This window comes from Pseudomonas sp. RGM 3321 (assembly GCF_022836805.1).
Taxonomy (GTDB): domain Bacteria; phylum Pseudomonadota; class Gammaproteobacteria; order Pseudomonadales; family Pseudomonadaceae; genus Aquipseudomonas.
On the sequence record NZ_JALHBH010000118.1, the window covers coordinates 196,364 to 211,670 of the forward strand.

A 15,307-nucleotide genomic window follows, 5' to 3' on the forward strand; every position below is an offset into this window, starting at 1 on the left:
TGGCTGCGGGCGGGAACAGGGATGCTAGGGCAGTGGCCAGATGCAAGAAATTACAAGAATTGGTAGGTGATTAATCGTGGCGTTTATTCGTATAGGCGATGTGTGGTCTGACCGGGGCTGCGAGACGGGCAAAAGCGCTCTACACTGTTCAGCCGGTGGATGACCAGGAGGGCTCGTCGGTGGGATTGGGAATGTTGGAGTGGTATAGCGACGTCATGAGAGAAATTTCGGCGGCTCATGAAATCGAAAATCTGGTGTCGATCCTGCACCGTGAGGCCATAGAGTGTGGCTTCGAACATGTTGGTCTGGCCTTGCAAGCGCCCACGCCTTTCACTCGGCGTAAGACGCTCATCATGGGCACCTATCCGCTTGAGTGGCAGGAGCGCTATGACGAGCAAAGTTATGGTGCGATTGATCCTGTGATTGAGCACAGCATGGCCAAAGCGGATGTCTTGAACTGGAGTGATGTTCAAGCCAGCTGCCACCGACGTTTCTTCGCCGAGGCCGCTCAGTTTGGCCTGGTTCATGGAATGACCTACAGTGCCTTGGCGACCAGCCGTGATACGCACGTCATCTCTTTTGCTCGAGGCCGTGGCCGGGTCAGTCAGATCGAGCAACTGGAGCTGGGGGTGAAGCTGCGTTGCCTGAGCGATGCCAGCCGCCAGGCGTTGGCGCGGTGGAACCTGTCGGCAGTCGAACGCTGCGTCCTTTCCGACAGGGAAGTGGAAATCCTCAGATGGACTGCAGACGGCAAATGCGTCAGTGATATCGCCCAGATCCTGTGCATCTCCGATAACACGGTGAATTTTCATATCAAGAAGATCGTCGGTAAGTTTGGATCGCCCAACAAGGCACACGCGGCCGCACACGCCGTGGCATTGAATCTGATCTGAACGCTCGCGCTACCAGAAGAGGTAGTTGTCGTTGATCGCTCGGTCATGGGGTAATTGCGTGCTTTCAAACTTCGGGTGATGTAGATGGAGATTCTGGCGGGCAGCGCGAGTGAACTGGGCGACAGTGTCTACCAATCGCTTATACGTTTTCGCTACGAGGTTTTCATCCGTAAATTGCGATGGCGCCTTCCCTTGGATCAGCAGACGGCCCGCGTAGAGACCGATCAGTTCGATACTCCTCATGCGCGCTACATCGTTGGTCTGGAGGACGGACAGGTCGTGAGTTGCGCTCGATTATTGCCCACGCTCAAACCTTATCTACTGGGAGAGGTTTTTGCGTGGATCAGCGATGCTCCGTTGCCGGTCGATCCACATGTGTGGGAAGTATCGCGCTTCGCTGCTGCCAAACAGGCCGGTCCTGATGTTGGGGCTGCGCTCTTTCGCCATGCGCTGTTAGAAGCGGGTGCATCGGGGGCCGATACTGTCGTGGCGGTCACGACGGTGCAGTTGGAAAGATACTTTCGCAGGCACGGCATTTGGCATGAGCGTATGGGCCCGACGCACCGACACGAGAACGACACACTGGTGGCGCTGCGTTTTCAGGCGGGGCAGCAAGGTGCCTTGCCGTGCCCACGACATAAGATGTCGGCTTGAACCAAGCCTCTCGCGCGTTCACCACGACCCCATCCCAGGCACCAGTGACACAGCGAACTGACTGGGTAGCTGCGCTTGACGGTTGGGGTAACGGATCTCGGGCAAAGATTTCTCGTCGATTTCTCGCAGATTTTCTTTGTACCATTTTTCTACTTTTAGCTCCCGATGCAGTTTCCAGAAAGATCCCGGCATCCTAGCTGATCCTCTGCCATCTGGCAGGTGTCACCGCCTTGAAGGATGACCCTCAGCACCTTGCTATTCGCGAGCGCTGGGCCATCCCTGGTGACTCCGTGGTATGGATCGAGCGGTTTCGCGACAAACTCACCATGTTCAATGTGGCTGGGCAGCAGTCGGCGATCGCTGTTTTGCCAGCAGTGGCGGCGGATGACTCGGAGGCAGTATGTCAGTTGCTGGCCGAGCATGGTTATCCGCTGGTACCTGCCCAATTGTAGATATCTCCATTAGGTGACCTTCTCTTCCGCGACGAGCTGGGAGAAATGGTGCTCGACCCTCTTTTGTCTAAGGCGACCAACGAGCGGTTCGAAGCCCATGCTGTCCGGTCCAAACAGCATTACGCCAAAGCGGGCGAGATCGAAGAGTTGATAGGTGAAGAAGGCAGCATCGGTGCTGCCACAGACGGTGACGATACCGAGACTTTTCTCGCGTTCTGGAACGCAGCGATGGGCTTTACGCTAGAAGAAGGCCTCGGCTTCGTCCATGCGCTTGAGTCGATTGGCATCGCGAGTCAGGCGGCGATCCTCACGATGAAGCGGAGCGAGCTGGAGCACGCCGTCAAGTCCGCCCGGCTCCACGATAACGTCGTCTCCGCGTTCATCGATCGATTCGTGCTCAAAACGCGTCCGAAGTGGGATGAGGTGACTGACGAGTTTGACCTATCCGATATCTGTCCTTGGCGGTTTGGTCGGCGCCTACTAGTAGGGACGATGATTTGCCGATTAGCGACTCATCGATTAACGCATGCGATCATGCGTTGATTGCTATCCGTCGTGTACTGTTCATGGTTTTGAGATAGGCGGAACTGCAGCTTGGCCCTAAATGATATTTCTGAGCTGGATTTGGTGTTTACCCAACAAGTGAAAGGAGCATTAATTTGCAAAAAAATCTGAGCGTTCGCTACATCGATGCACTTCGCCAGTTGCCTCAGTTCCAGTGCAGTGTTGCCACCACTGGTCCGCTGACGCACGCGCTTACCGGAGCACGTCTGTCTCCTGCTGGCGACCTTGCTGACGAAGAGGATACGGCCGGAATCATCGAAATCGAGTTTTGTGGGGAGCATACGGTCCAGGTCAACGGATTTGCCTATTTCCAGATTGCGCTTAAGGAGGCTGCCGAAATTGAGATCTGCACCTCTCCGTCCGATTTCGGTATTCGAGAAGGTCAGCTCACCGTGGTTCAAAAGCGGGCGGCAGATCTGGGCGAGCACCTTCGGCGTAAGCATTCATTGGACGATTGAACATGTGTCCAAATCTTACTGAAGAGGAAATGCGTCGAGCCTTGTTTGGAACTGCAAGAGCGGCTCCGTCGCCGGCTTCTGCAAAGGAGCAAAATGAGACCCTGCCCCCAGCAGCGCCTTCGCCTAGCAAGCCGATTGCAAAACGTAAATCGTCAGGATCGGGTATTCCCAAAGTTGTGGTCACGCTGCCTGTCGGCAATGAGTTTGAAGGCAAGATGGAGTTGTTTGTCTATGAAGCCCACACCTTGAGTACGCTTCAGGCCGAGCTCGATGCGACGAAGGCTGCTCGCAAGAAATTCAGATACATAGAGCTGGTATCGATTAAGCCTGCGGGATAACACGATCTCCGACAGACTTGTACGCCATTTCCCCGACTCGCTGGATGTATCTATGATGTGTAAGACGAATGGCCACCCCCGTTTTGTGTTGCCGCTGATGAAGAATTGACCCAGCTGCCGAAATTTCGCTGACCCAAGTTTCTACTTCGTAATGCGTTAGCAGGTCTAACTGTGGGCTGAATACTTAGGAGGCATCGCCAAGTCGGCAGATGGGTCAATGCTGCATCAGCGATAACACGATGCGGGAAGCCCTTCAAGATCAGAAGGAACAAAGCCCGCCCTCTGGAGATTGACAGCAGAGGTGCTGGTGTTGGCTGGGCAGCTTGGTCAGACAGCTCATGAGCGTCGAATGTCCAAACACCGAATCGGTATGTCTGAGCGGGAAGCGAGTGGCCGATTTGATCGAGCGCGCCAGCCAAAGGGCCCGCGTACTAACATCGCTGGCAGAATACGGCTGATTCGTAAGCAGTTGTGCAAAAAAACCGGGAAATGAAGGAGCAACATGACGGCATTCAAATGGTTGGTGAAGGACTCTCCAATCGAATCGCCTTGGCTACGCGGTACGAAGACGTTTGGGATCAATAAGCCCGTCATGCTGATTGATCAATTTGGTGGCAAACAGCCGTATTTGATCAATCAGCAGTACTGGGAAGAAGGCGAGCTGGCCTATCCAGCCTGTGCAAAGGTCGTGGTCGACTCGAACTTGCTCGACGGCATCGCAGAATTGATGTCCGGTGGGGAGGTCAGCGATGGCATGCGAGGCTTTACTGAGTTCGTTTCACGCGAAGGATGGGATATTAGCGCCGGCTTCTTTTTAACGGAGCAGTACGCAAAGTCAACGCATGCTAATTTCGTGCTCCACGCCACCAGGCGATTACGGCTGCTGTACCAATTCTTAGCGATGGACACCGATTATTTTCTAGCGACGGGTACCGTACGCCTGCTTCCGGCCGCCATTGAGCATTATCTTGCGAAGGAAGCCGCAGATTCCCTTGATGACATCGCAGAAAAGCACGTGCATTCATTTATCACTAGTCACAGCCAGCGCGAGGCTCTAGAGACCGTTGAAGCCACAGAAATTGCGCTGCTAAAAATGGTCTTGTTGCGCGAGTTTGAAATGAGAGGGGCTTCGCCGGCTGAACAGTATATTGCTTATCAACAGTTCATCAGCTCCATGCTGAATTTCTCTCTTGCGCGGGAAAGTCAGTTGGCGTTGCATTATTTCAGTGGTCAAGCAGGCTCTTTGCTTGGGATCAAGCAGAACAGCTCACGTAAAAAGGCGGTCAGAAATATTTCCGCTACAGCGTGGGATTTATTGCTGTTGAGGACGCCAGAGCTGCTGTTGAAGCCTCCAGTGAATGGTGGCCATGTCGAAGTTGCGTTTGTAGCGACGCATGAGCATAGGCTGGCCGAGCTGGCACAGCTCATGGAAATACATACACTGTTCCCTGGCACGACCCCCATCGTTCAATACGACATGACGAAGGTACGAGACGATGTAATCGACACAATCCGCAATGCGTTTGATGGGCAGATGGTGAGTCCAATTTCACGGCAAGGTTCAGCGAGCATCCCGACGGGATTGCGCGATGCTCTGAGTCATTCACTCATGCTGCTATTGCCATCGGCTGGAGACATTTGAGAGGCCTGCTTGCTGAAACGTCAGCAGTCGAAGCTCGCCTCAAAGATAATCCAAGTCGCATCCTTGAGTCCGTTCGAGCGTTAGTCAACCACGGCGTTTTAGAAAGAAACCCAGGTTTCAGGCGTGGCTGTTGATACGGGAATGGCCACAGGCACTGTCTACCGCTATTTCGCATGCAGTACAGGTGTGCTCAGAGGTTTCGCCGTTGCGAAAAGTCGGACGGTCATAAATTAACCGTAGTACGCGGGCTGGTATGAGTGTTGCGTACCTATGGCGAATCCGGTCTCCGGCGCATCGCCTCCTGATCAATCGCCGGTGCTTGGTTTAAGTTAAAACGGCCGGCAAGCCACGTCATTACTAGCTGCGACAGATTTAATTCTCTAGCGCGTCATCTCTTTTCGTGGTTTTCGGCTTTTGCGACAGTTTTGCGTTTCCTCTCCGATGGGCTGCAGGGCCCGGAAAATGGAAGCCTGCTGCGACAGCTTTAATTCTCAAAATCCAGGTGGTATTTGTGAATTAGAACCTTCGCACGCCGCCGCTTTTCCTTCCCCACGAGATTCCCTGAATACATGAACATCGCGGGCTTAGGTCCCTGAAAAGCACCGGTCTGGAGTGTTCTGCATCCGCAGTGATGGGCCTTAAAGGGCCTATCACCGCGCCGCGTTACTTAAGTCGAGATGTCGCGGAAGACGTCATGGCCCAATGCTCCTGAGCACTTTTCGCTCAATCTGCCCAAGGGCCTGTCGCTTTATCCACGCTCCGCCATCAAGCCATTCAACTTCCCATACGTAAAACCCGTAAGCGCCTGCGTATCCAGCTGTCCGCGCTCGATGAAAGAGCGGGCCAGCCCTTCCATCGCGCCGTACAGGAACTCCGCAATGCTTGAGCCAGCGCTCAGGCGTCTAACGCCTAGGCGCTGCAATTCGCCGGGCGCTGACAGCCCATCGCGGGCAAGCAGGTTCACCGGTAGTGTGGAGGCGTTGCACAGTGTGGAAATCTCGGCGGGTGTGACCATACCTGCGGCGAAAAGGCCGTTGGCTCCTGCTTGTGCATAAAGCGCTGCACGCCGGATGATTTCATCGAGACGCTGGGAGGCGGGCACCAGGCCTTTCAGGTAGACATCACTGCGCGCATTGATGAATAGGTTAACGCCGTGCTTGTTGGCGACTTCTCGGGCAATTCCGATTTTGCGCACAAGTACCTCCGGTGGTGCGGTACCGTCTTCGATGTTGATACCCACGGCACCTGAAGCGACAACCGCTTCGACAACCCTGGCAACGTGTTGGAGGTCGTCGGAGTAACCGGCCTCAATGTCTACGGTCAGTGGGACGTGCAGTATTCGCGTCATGGATTCAACACTGGCCGCCAGCCGCGTAAGGGGGAGCTGGTTGCCATCGGCGTAACCATGCGCCCATGCCATGCCCGCACTGCTGGTGGCGATCGCGGTGGCACCCAATGACTCTACGACTCTTGCGCCGCCTGCATCGCTGACATTGGCCAGGATCAAAAGGCCATTCTTGTGCAACTCATGAAAAACATTGTCCAGTGGTTTCATAACACTTCCTGTCTGAAAGTTGCCATCTGTTGACCTTGGCAGGCAGGCGACTGGAGGTAGAAGCCGTCCGCTATACAAGCGTGGTTACTCCGCGTTGAGGCGCGATCCAGCCCACACAAGCCCTTCATTTCATAACGATTCCCTCACCACAAGCGGGCAATCTACCGGCTGGGCACCCGAGACTTCGAGGCCATCGATCAAGTAGCGGGCGGCATTGCGGCCGATCTCGTAATACGGCAGTTGCACCGTGGTCAGCGCGGGGATGAACAGTTCGGAGATGCCGATCATATTGTCATAGCCCAGCACGGCGACATCACCGGGGATTTTCAGGCCACGGCCCAGCAGCAGTTGGTAGGCACAAAAGGCTATACGGTCATTGCCGCAGATCAGAATATCGAACTGCGGACGGCCATCAATCATGTGCCGTTCGAGGATGGCTGCGGTTTCCCCATAGGCGTCGTGCTCGGAGAGGTCGTACTGCAAGAGTTCGCCGGTAGCCAGGCCGAATGCCTGGCAAGCACGCTGCATACCCGCCTGGCGAATTTTCCAGGCCAGGCTCTTTTTTGGCAGATTGATAAACAAAGGACGTCGATAGCCCTGGCTGAACGCGTAGTGCAATGCGCGGTACTGACCTGTTTCGTCGTCCGGCACATAACTGACGAGACTGCTGTCATCGGCTACGCAGTTAGCGAGCACCAGCGGTTTGCTTTTCAAGCGCTGGGGAATAGTCACTTCGCGCAACCCCATGGCGCTGAAGATCAACCCGTCAGGTCGGTGGGACAGCATAAGGTCGACGTTCTGGTCGGTGGGCGGGTTGCTTAGCAGGTTGAGGATAAATACGTTCCAGCCTGCTTGCTGTGCGGTCTGCTCGATGGACAGCAGCAGCTCGACCGCGAACGGCGTTGTCGCGGTGTCCAGCGCAAACACTCCGATGGTTCGTGTCTGTAAGTTGTCGCCGCGAATCCTGCGCGCTGACAGGCTGGGTACGAATTGAAGCTCGTCAATCGCGCTACGGACTCGCTGATACGTCTCAGGGCTCAGTTTTTCCGGATTATTGAGCGCCCGAGATACCGTCATCAGGGACACACCGGCCAATCGTGCAACGTCTTTAACTGAGGTCATGCAAGGCGGGGCCTGTCAGGTTGACTGATAATTATAATGCTACAGAGGCCTGATTTTTTTCGCGACTTCAATGATTTACCTGTAAGTATCCCGAGGAGAGTTCCCAAGCGTTGGCAATACGCACCCGGCCTCCGGTTCCATTGGCAATGAGCTTGACCCCCAGGCTGTCGGTCTGTGGATAAAAACGGCTACTGAAGCTGAAGCGGCCGTTTTGGTCAAACACCTCAATGGACGAGCGATCCAGGAAGACTCGCAACTCAAGCCGCTCCTGTTGTGGGTCTATTGCTACGCTGCGTTGACCGCTGACGTGGGTGCCCGACTGATCGCGGTCCAGTATCAAACGTTTTAGCGACGCATCGTAGTAAAGCAGAGTTTGCTCCTTGCCATCTGAACTACAGCGCAACGCCACTCCCAGATGACCTTCGATGCAGTCGAGCAGGTCCAGGTGCACGTGGATTTCGAGCAGATCGCCGTGTACGTCGGTCTGCCACTGGGTACCCGTTTCGTTCCACCACGGAGTGCCTGGCAATGACGTGTTGCGCAACGCTGTCAGTTCGCGGGCGGGGTGTACGCAAAGGCGATCGTCACGCAACTCAAGTTCGCGAGGCAGGCCGAGCATTCCGCGCCAGTGATGGTTTGCAGTGGGGGTCGGGCTTTCCCACATATCGAGCCACGCCCACACCAGACGTCTGCCATCGGCAGCCACAAGAGTCTGCGCAGCATAGAAGTCGTGGCCGTTATCCAATTCGATAAAGGGCCCACCGCTGAACTGCCATTGGCTGTCGATTTGGCCCACTCGGTAGCCGGTATGAAACTTGTTCAGTCGCTCGTAGCCCTGGGCTGGCATGCCCTGGGGGGAGTAAAGCAGTACATCGCGTCCATCAAGGCGAAACAGGTCTGGGCATTCCCACATATAACCATCGCCTTCATTGCCAATGGATACATAGCTCACGAACTCCCAGGCGTGCAGGTCCGCAGACCGATACAACGGCAGCAGCGGCTCGTCGCCCAGGCGCGCGCCGGCAATCAGGTACCAGTGGTCATCCTGCTGCCAGACCTTCGGATCACGAAAATGAATGATCGTGTCTTGTGGCGGGCTGTCGATGACGGCGCCGTGTTTGACGAAGTTGATGCCGTCCAGACTGGTGGCCAGGCACTGCACCTGACGGATCAAAAGCTCGTCGCCTACCTCACCCAGCCAGGTGTGCCCGGTGTAGATCAGTGCCAGTGTGTCGCCACACACCACTGCGCTGCCGGAAAAACAACCGTCCCGGTCGCAGTCATCGCCCGGTGCCAATGCAATGGGCAGGTGCTGCCAATGGACCAGATCAGCACTCTTGGCGTGGCCCCAGTACATCGGGCCCCATTTCGCATCGAAGGGGTGGTGCTGATAAAACACGTGGTATTCGCCGCGAAAGTACACCACCCCGTTAGGGTCGTTCATCCAGCCCGCAGGCGGGGCCAGGTGATAACCGGGTCGATAATCGTGGATCACCTGCGCCAGGCTATCCCTCAATGCATGGTGCGCGCGCTCAAGGGTGGTGGACATTGGACCGTTCATGGCATTCACAGAAAAACTCATAGGGAACCCGCTTGTACGAAGTGCGGCGTGGTGTCGCGGGTCAGGTGTTGGTCGGTGTCAGAGTGGCGTTTCAAGGCCAGGCCATCGGCGTCGAACACGTGCAGATTTTCGGTATCGAAATAAAGCGCGACCCGGTCGCCCACCTGCCATCCGGCTTTTGCTTCGCACCGGCAGATCAAGGGCTCGTTCTCGTCTGTAGCGAGGTGCACGTAGACCTCGCTGCCCAGGTATTCGACACCGGTCACGGTGACGCCAGTGCCACTGTTCGCTGCACTTAGAGATATGTGTTCCGGACGGACACCCAGGGTCAATTGCGCGTCGTCGGCCAGGTTCGAGCTGTCGAAGGGCAGGGATGTCATGCCCAGTGCCGGGATATCGATCAGGCTGTTGCGGCTTGGTGCGTGCAAGCGTACTGACAGAAAATTCATTCTCGGCGAGCCCAGAAAACCTGCGACGAAGTGGCTGGCGGGGCGCTCGTAGAGTTCGCGTGGTGAGCCAACCTGTTCGACCTGACCGCCGTTGAGGACGACAATTTTGTCAGCCAGGGTCATGGCCTCTACCTGATCGTGAGTGACGTAAATCATGGTCGAGCCCAGCCGTTTGTGGAGCCTGGCGATTTCGTTGCGCATCTGCACCCGCAACGAGGCATCGAGGTTGGAGAGCGGTTCATCGAACAACAAAATGTCCGGTTCCCGCGCCATGGCTCTGCCCATTGCAACACGCTGGCGCTGCCCACCGGATAGCTCCCTGGGTTTGCGTTGCAGCAGTTTTTCCAGTTGCAGGATCTGTGCGGTTTTCAGCACGCGTTCGCGCAGGCTGCCTTTTTCCATCTTGGCCAGCTTGAGACCGAAACTGATGTTGTCGTAGACGCTCATGTGCGGGTACAGAGCGTAAGACTGAAAGACCATGCCGACGCCACGCTCGCGCGGTTCCAGGTCATTGACCCGGCGTCCGTCGATCAGCAGGTCGCCAGCACAGATCGAATCCAGTCCGGCGATCAAGCGCAGCAGCGTCGACTTTCCGCAGCCCGAAGGGCCGACGAACACAACGAACTCACCGGCAGCGATCTCCAGGCTGACGTCGCGCAGAATACGCGCGCCGCCCAATTGCTTGTTGATGTTGGCTAGCTTCAATTTCATCACGATGCTGTTCCTTGTCAGTTGTGTGCATCAGCCTTTCAACGCGCCGGCAGTGAGGCCGGAAACGATGCGGCGCTGGAAGATCAGCACCAGAATCACCAGGGGGATGGTCACCAGTACCGACGCCGCCATCAACAGACCCCAGGGCAATTCGTGAGAGCTGCCACCTGAAATCAGGGCGATGGCGACCGGGACCGTTCGTTGGGCATCTGTCAGGGTGAAGGTCAGGGCAAACAGAAATTCGTTCCACGCGGCAATAAAGGCCAGCAGGCCAGTGGTGACCAGTGCGGGCCACAGCAGCGGTAACAGCACACGGGTGAGCGTGACCCAAGGCGAGGCACCATCCATGATTGCCGCTTCCTCCAGTTCATGCGGCAGTTGCCCCATGAACGTGGTCAGCACCCAGACGGTAAAGGGCAGGGTGAAAATCGTGTAGCTCAGGATCAGCGCCCATGAGGTGTTGTACAGACCCAGTGCGCGGATCACTTCGAACAGTCCCGACAGCACCGCGACCTGAGGAAACATGGAGACCCCGAGCACCATCATCAGGACCGTGCCGCGCCCACGGAACTTGACCCTACCCAAGGCATAGGACGCGGTCAGGCCCAGGAACAGCGCCAGCATCACCACACTCAGCGCAACCACCAGCGAGTTGGCGATGGCCTGCAGGAATGAAGCCTGGCTGAGGACCGCTGCGTAATTGGAGAAGTCGGCTGCGGTGATCCAGTAGCTCACCTCAAACAAGGCGCTGGACGGTTTCAGCGAGGTCAGGATGGCGTAATAGAAAGGGAAGATCGCGTACAGCAGCACGACCCCGACCAGGCCCCAGAAGGCCAGGCGCAGCAGCGCTTTTTTCAGTTGACGCAGGTTCATGAGCGCACCTCCAGCTGGCGACGTCCGAGGTACAGGTAAAGCATGGCAATCACGGCCACCACCAAAAACAGCAGGGTGGAGGCGGCGCTGCCGTAGCCGACGTCCTGGAATTCCACCAGATGCTGGCGGGCATAGACCGACATGCTCATGGTGCTCGAAGAGTTGGAGGTCAGAACGTAGATGACGTCGAAGACCCGCAACGAGTCGAGGATGCGAAAGATCGCGGCGACCAACAAGGCGGGCATCAGCAACGGCAACGTCACTCGCCAGAACACCCGCACCGGATGAATGCCATCGACCCTGGCGGCTTCGTAGCAATCGCTTGGCAGCATCTGCAGTGCCGCGAGCATCAGCAGGGTGACAAAGGGCACGGTCTTCCAGACATCGACGATGATCACTGCCCACATCGACAGATCCGCATCTGCCGTCCAGGCCAGTGGCGCGTCAATCAGGCCCAGGCTCAGCATCATGTGGTTGATGATGCCGAACTGGTCATTGAGCATCCACGACCAGATCTTCGCCGAGACGATGGTCGGAATCGCCCAAGGGATCAGAATCAATGCACGGACCAGCGCGCGGCCGGTGAACTTGACGTTCAACAGCAACGCCACCATTAGTCCCAGAACCATTTCCAGCCCGACCGACACCACGGTGAAATACAGGGTGTTGCGCACCGCGTTCCACCATTGCGGATCGACCAGCACGCCAGACCAGATGACGCCGTCGTAGAGCAGATAATTGCTCAGGCCCACGAATGAGCCACTGCCGGTATCCGACAGATCGGCGTCGGTCAGGCTGAACCAGAATGTGCGCAACAATGGCCAGGCCGCCACTAGCACCAGGCACACCAGCATCGGCGTCAGAAACAGCCAGGCGGCGCGTAGCCTGCGACGTTGTACAGGCGTTTCCCGGGTGACGAGTTCGTCGTCTCCGGGGTAGTCGGTAGAAGAGACAGGCATGTTGATTTCCTTACGTGTGGCTTACCAGTTCCGGCGTTTGATGCGGGTCAGTTCGCGTTCCAGTTCGACCAGTGCCTGATCGACCGGTATATCGCCCGCCAGCACGCTATGCACCCGATCGAAGAAGGCGTTGGAGACGCGTGGGTAGCCGTTGGCCGTGATGGCGGCGGGGCGCATGACCCCTTTGCTGAGTATGCTGTGCAACTGGGGGTAGTAAGGCATCGCCGCGAGCAACTCGGGGTCGGCATACAGCGACTCGATGACCGGGTTGTAGGCGCCTGCCAAGGCACGCTGTTTTTGCTGTTGGGCGCTGGTCAGGTAGGCAACCAGATCTGCCGCCAGCTTGGGGTTGCGGCTGTAGCGCGAAACCGCCAGCCCCCAGCCTCCGAGCGTTGAAGAATGGGTGCCGTTCGCGCCGCCGCTGGGAAGGGGCGCTACGCCAACCTTGTCTTTTATCGCGCTGTCCTTGCTTTGCACCAAGGCCCAGACGTAAGGCCAGTTGCGCATGAACAGCGCGTTACCCGACTGGAATACACCGCGCCCTTCTTCCTCGGTGTAATTGAGTACGCCGCGCGGGGAGATGTCGCCGACCCAGCTTTTGGCCAGGGTCAGCGCGACTCGTGAGGCCTGGCTGTTGACCACGATGTCTCCGCGCGGGTTGACCAGTCCGCCGTCCGGCTGGCTGCTGATCCATTCCAGGGCGTTGCACGTCAGGCCTTCATAGGCGCGCCCCTGGAACACATAGCCCCACATAGTGGCATTCCCGGCATCGCGCTCGGCTTTTTGCACGTGTTTGGCAGTAGCGGTCATGTCCTCCCAGGTCTGGGGGACCGGCTGTTGGTACTTGTCGAGCAGATCCTTGCGGTAATACAGCAGCCCCGAATCGGTAAACCAGGGCATCGACACCAGTCGGCCGTCGACGGTGGCGTTGTCCACCTGGGAGTGGAAATAGCCTTGTGTCGCATTCGCCGGAAGCAGTTCGCGCAGGTCCGTCAGGTGTTTGGCGAGCATCCCCGGCCACACCATGTCGATTTGAATGATGTCGATGTCAGTGGACTGGGCACTGAGGATCTGCTGGTAGAACGACAGGCGCTCGGTCGCAGAGTTAGGCGTGGAAACCACCTGAACGTTGTTGCCGGTCTGTTTTGACCAGCTATCGACTGCCTCCTTGCACAGTTGCAATTCAGCGCCGACGGCCCCGCACGAGATCGTCAGATCGGCTGCGTTCGACAGCGCAGAAAAACCGGCAGACAGGGTGAGCAGCGCGGCGGGAAGAAGAGATTTCAGCTGTTTCATAGAGCCCTCTTTATTTTTGTTTTTATAAAAGTTAACGTTAACATCGTCAATGTAGCAGCGTATTTTCGATGTAGCACCCTTTTTTCTTCGATTTGCACAATTTTGCGTTGAAGGAAAAAGGCGCGGCCGACGTCACGAAAACAATAAAAACAAAACAGGAAGTCCACATGCAGAACGCATCAAGATGGCTACTCGCAGGGGTACTCGGCACCTCGACAACCGTCTCTCAGGCCGCGACTCTGGAAGAACGGATGGCCGCTTTTGAAGCCCGTGCCAGCGCTGCGGAAAAACGTGCAGCCGCAGCCGAACAGCAAACCCAGGCGCTCGCCAGGGAACTGCAGCAACTCAAACTCGCCACCCCCGCTGCGCAGCCTGCCGCGGCCACTTCCGCGCCGACTGTGGCAGCCAGTCCACAGCCCGCTATGGATGATCGTGTGGCAAAACTCGAAGCCCGCCAGCAAAGCATGGACAAGCCAGGCAGTGCCGGGCACCTCACCGACGGGTTCAGCTTCAAGGGCTATGCTCGCTCCGGTCTATTGATCAACGACAGGCTGGGCGGCGGTCGCGGCGGGCCTTATACAACCCCCGCGGGTTCAGTCGGTGGGGCGGTCGGGCGGCTGGGTAACGAAGACGACACCTACATGCGCTTCGATCTGTCGAAAGAGATCTACGCGCAGAACGGCACGCGTGCCAAATTCACCGTCTCCATCGCCGATGGCGTTGAAAGCTATAACGACTGGACAGCCGAAGAAAGCAGCCTGAACGTGCGTCAGGTATTTACTGAACTCGACCATATTGCCGCCTTCAAGGGTAATTCGGTGTTCGAGAACGCCACGCTGTGGGCCGGCAAGCGATTCGACAGGGATAATTTCGATATTCACTGGCTGGACTCGGACGTGGTCTTTCTGGCCGGTACCGGTGGCGGTATCTACGATGTGCAGATGAACAAGGACTGGCGCTCGAATTATTCCCTGATCGGACGTAACTACGGAGATTTCAGTGAGGGCGGCGTCGATGCCGATGTGGAAAGCTATATCCTGACCTCCAACCAATTCTTCGACAATGGTCAGTGGCAGTGGATGTTCAATGCCATTGGAGCAAAGAAAAACGACGTCGGTACGCGCACCAATCAAGCGGGTTTTGCGCCCGCAGATTCAGGCCTGCACTCCATGTTGGCCAATCACCAGAAAGACTTTTTCGGCAGGGAAGGCTTCTTCAAGACGGCGTTGCTCTATGGGCAGGGCCTGGGGGCTCAGGTCAAGGACATTGGCGCGGATGGCGAACTGATCGACGACGCCCGCGCGGTGCGTCTGGCGATGTACGGCGAGACGCCTATTGCGCCGGGATGGCGCATCGGCCCGAGCTTGCTGGCCGAGCAGAGCAAAGACCGATACGTCAAAGGCGACGATTACCGCTGGCTCACTCTGAACATGCGCCTGGCCAACGAGATCAACAGTAACTTCGAGATGGCCTACGAGCTGAGTTGGCAAACCATGGACCTTGACCCCAAAGGCTACCTGCAACGCAATGCAGTCGACGGCAACTTCTGGAAGTTCACAGTTGCGCCGACGTTCAAGCCGGACATGGGTGACCTGCTAACGCGTCCCGAATTGCGAGTGTTCGCAAGCCTCATGAACTGGTCTTCGGACCTGGACCGATACAGCACGAGCGGCAACTTCGGCAAAACCGACTTCAACTCCGGGGGTGTCTGGCAGTTTGGCGTTCAGATGGAAACCTGGTTCTAGTTCGGTATTTCAGAAGTGCCAGTGAAATGTCAGGC

Annotated in this window: 15 protein-coding genes; 8 read left to right on the forward strand and 7 right to left on the reverse strand. The window is 56.9% G+C overall.

Going from position 1 to position 15,307, the window contains the following annotated elements; translation table 11 throughout:
* The first annotated feature begins 98 nt into the window (after positions 1-98).
* The 7 genes from RGM3321_RS22345 to RGM3321_RS22375 all read left to right on the forward strand — a co-directional run bounded on the left by RGM3321_RS22345 (position 99) and on the right by RGM3321_RS22375 (position 5,001).
* A complete protein-coding gene (locus RGM3321_RS22345; protein WP_122278722.1) occupies positions 99-893 on the forward strand; it encodes an autoinducer binding domain-containing protein in 795 nt (264 codons plus the stop codon).
* A gap of 84 nt (positions 894-977) precedes the next feature.
* Positions 978-1,547: an acyl-homoserine-lactone synthase gene (locus RGM3321_RS22350; RefSeq protein ID WP_024959005.1), complete on the forward strand. Its 570-nt coding sequence runs from the start codon at positions 978-980 to the stop codon at positions 1,545-1,547.
* Between the two features lie 230 nt (positions 1,548-1,777).
* Complete coding sequence (locus tag RGM3321_RS22355; protein WP_244394865.1) at positions 1,778-1,999, forward strand: hypothetical protein; 222 nt, start codon at positions 1,778-1,780, stop codon at positions 1,997-1,999.
* Positions 2,000-2,044: 45 nt separating this feature from the next.
* On the forward strand, positions 2,045-2,542 hold the full coding sequence (locus RGM3321_RS22360; RefSeq protein ID WP_244394866.1) for a hypothetical protein: 498 nt from the start codon (positions 2,045-2,047) through the stop codon (positions 2,540-2,542).
* Positions 2,543-2,658: 116 nt separating this feature from the next.
* Positions 2,659-3,021 (forward strand): hypothetical protein, encoded by a 363-nt coding sequence (locus RGM3321_RS22365; RefSeq protein ID WP_244394867.1) that lies wholly within the window; start codon positions 2,659-2,661, stop codon positions 3,019-3,021.
* Between the two features lie 2 nt (positions 3,022-3,023).
* Positions 3,024-3,359 (forward strand): hypothetical protein, encoded by a 336-nt coding sequence (locus RGM3321_RS22370; RefSeq protein WP_244394868.1) that lies wholly within the window; start codon positions 3,024-3,026, stop codon positions 3,357-3,359.
* 502 nt (positions 3,360-3,861) lie between these two features.
* Positions 3,862-5,001 carry a hypothetical protein gene (locus tag RGM3321_RS22375; RefSeq protein ID WP_244394869.1) on the forward strand — a complete coding sequence of 380 codons (1,140 nt, stop codon included), beginning with the start codon at positions 3,862-3,864 and terminating at the stop codon, positions 4,999-5,001.
* A 748-nt stretch (positions 5,002-5,749) separates the two neighbouring features.
* On the opposite strand, the gene RGM3321_RS22380 is transcribed toward RGM3321_RS22375, so the two are convergent.
* The 7 genes from RGM3321_RS22380 to RGM3321_RS22410 form a co-directional block, all read right to left on the reverse strand.
* Positions 5,750-6,556, reverse strand: a complete 807-nt coding sequence (locus tag RGM3321_RS22380) for an isocitrate lyase/phosphoenolpyruvate mutase family protein (protein ID WP_244394870.1) — start codon at positions 6,554-6,556, stop codon at positions 5,750-5,752.
* A gap of 129 nt (positions 6,557-6,685) precedes the next feature.
* Positions 6,686-7,678 carry a LacI family DNA-binding transcriptional regulator gene (locus tag RGM3321_RS22385; RefSeq protein WP_244394871.1) on the reverse strand — a complete coding sequence of 331 codons (993 nt, stop codon included), beginning with the start codon at positions 7,676-7,678 and terminating at the stop codon, positions 6,686-6,688.
* Between the two features lie 67 nt (positions 7,679-7,745).
* Complete coding sequence (locus RGM3321_RS22390; protein WP_244394872.1) at positions 7,746-9,260, reverse strand: glycoside hydrolase family 32 protein; 1,515 nt, start codon at positions 9,258-9,260, stop codon at positions 7,746-7,748.
* On the reverse strand, positions 9,257-10,402 hold the full coding sequence (gene ugpC / locus RGM3321_RS22395) for a sn-glycerol-3-phosphate ABC transporter ATP-binding protein UgpC (RefSeq protein ID WP_347880982.1): 1,146 nt from the start codon (positions 10,400-10,402) through the stop codon (positions 9,257-9,259). The genes RGM3321_RS22390 and ugpC overlap by 4 nt, the downstream gene beginning before the upstream one ends.
* A 27-nt stretch (positions 10,403-10,429) precedes the next feature.
* Positions 10,430-11,272: a carbohydrate ABC transporter permease gene (locus RGM3321_RS22400; protein WP_244394874.1), complete on the reverse strand. Its 843-nt coding sequence runs from the start codon at positions 11,270-11,272 to the stop codon at positions 10,430-10,432.
* Positions 11,269-12,231: a sugar ABC transporter permease gene (locus RGM3321_RS22405; protein ID WP_003403357.1), complete on the reverse strand. Its 963-nt coding sequence runs from the start codon at positions 12,229-12,231 to the stop codon at positions 11,269-11,271. The genes RGM3321_RS22400 and RGM3321_RS22405 overlap by 4 nt, the downstream gene beginning before the upstream one ends.
* A 21-nt stretch (positions 12,232-12,252) precedes the next feature.
* Positions 12,253-13,527 (reverse strand): ABC transporter substrate-binding protein, encoded by a 1,275-nt coding sequence (locus RGM3321_RS22410; RefSeq protein ID WP_244394875.1) that lies wholly within the window; start codon positions 13,525-13,527, stop codon positions 12,253-12,255.
* A gap of 167 nt (positions 13,528-13,694) precedes the next feature.
* Between RGM3321_RS22410 and RGM3321_RS22415 the strand changes: the two genes are divergently transcribed.
* The gene (locus RGM3321_RS22415; protein WP_244394876.1) at positions 13,695-15,272 is read left to right on the forward strand and encodes a carbohydrate porin; all 1,578 of its coding nucleotides are present in this window, start codon (positions 13,695-13,697) and stop codon (positions 15,270-15,272) included.
* Positions 15,273-15,307 lie beyond the last annotated feature (35 nt).

What these genes read in the sequence shown, in the direction of transcription:
- RGM3321_RS22345 (WP_122278722.1), top strand. Translation starts at nt 99, where the DNA reads ATGTGTGGTCTGACCGGGGCTGCGAGACGGGCAAAAGCGCTCTACACT.
- RGM3321_RS22350 (WP_024959005.1), top strand. Translation starts at nt 978, where the DNA reads ATGGAGATTCTGGCGGGCAGCGCGAGTGAACTGGGCGACAGTGTCTAC.
- RGM3321_RS22360 (WP_244394866.1), top strand. Translation starts at nt 2,045, where the DNA reads ATGGTGCTCGACCCTCTTTTGTCTAAGGCGACCAACGAGCGGTTCGAA.
- RGM3321_RS22370 (WP_244394868.1), top strand. Translation starts at nt 3,024, where the DNA reads ATGTGTCCAAATCTTACTGAAGAGGAAATGCGTCGAGCCTTGTTTGGA.
- RGM3321_RS22375 (WP_244394869.1), top strand. Translation starts at nt 3,862, where the DNA reads ATGACGGCATTCAAATGGTTGGTGAAGGACTCTCCAATCGAATCGCCT.
- RGM3321_RS22380 (WP_244394870.1), bottom strand. Translation starts at nt 6,556, where the DNA reads ATGAAACCACTGGACAATGTTTTTCATGAGTTGCACAAGAATGGCCTT.
- RGM3321_RS22385 (WP_244394871.1), bottom strand. Translation starts at nt 7,678, where the DNA reads ATGACCTCAGTTAAAGACGTTGCACGATTGGCCGGTGTGTCCCTGATG.
- RGM3321_RS22390 (WP_244394872.1), bottom strand. Translation starts at nt 9,260, where the DNA reads ATGAGTTTTTCTGTGAATGCCATGAACGGTCCAATGTCCACCACCCTT.
- RGM3321_RS22400 (WP_244394874.1), bottom strand. Translation starts at nt 11,272, where the DNA reads ATGAACCTGCGTCAACTGAAAAAAGCGCTGCTGCGCCTGGCCTTCTGG.
- RGM3321_RS22405 (WP_003403357.1), bottom strand. Translation starts at nt 12,231, where the DNA reads ATGCCTGTCTCTTCTACCGACTACCCCGGAGACGACGAACTCGTCACC.
- RGM3321_RS22410 (WP_244394875.1), bottom strand. Translation starts at nt 13,527, where the DNA reads ATGAAACAGCTGAAATCTCTTCTTCCCGCCGCGCTGCTCACCCTGTCT.
- RGM3321_RS22415 (WP_244394876.1), top strand. Translation starts at nt 13,695, where the DNA reads ATGCAGAACGCATCAAGATGGCTACTCGCAGGGGTACTCGGCACCTCG.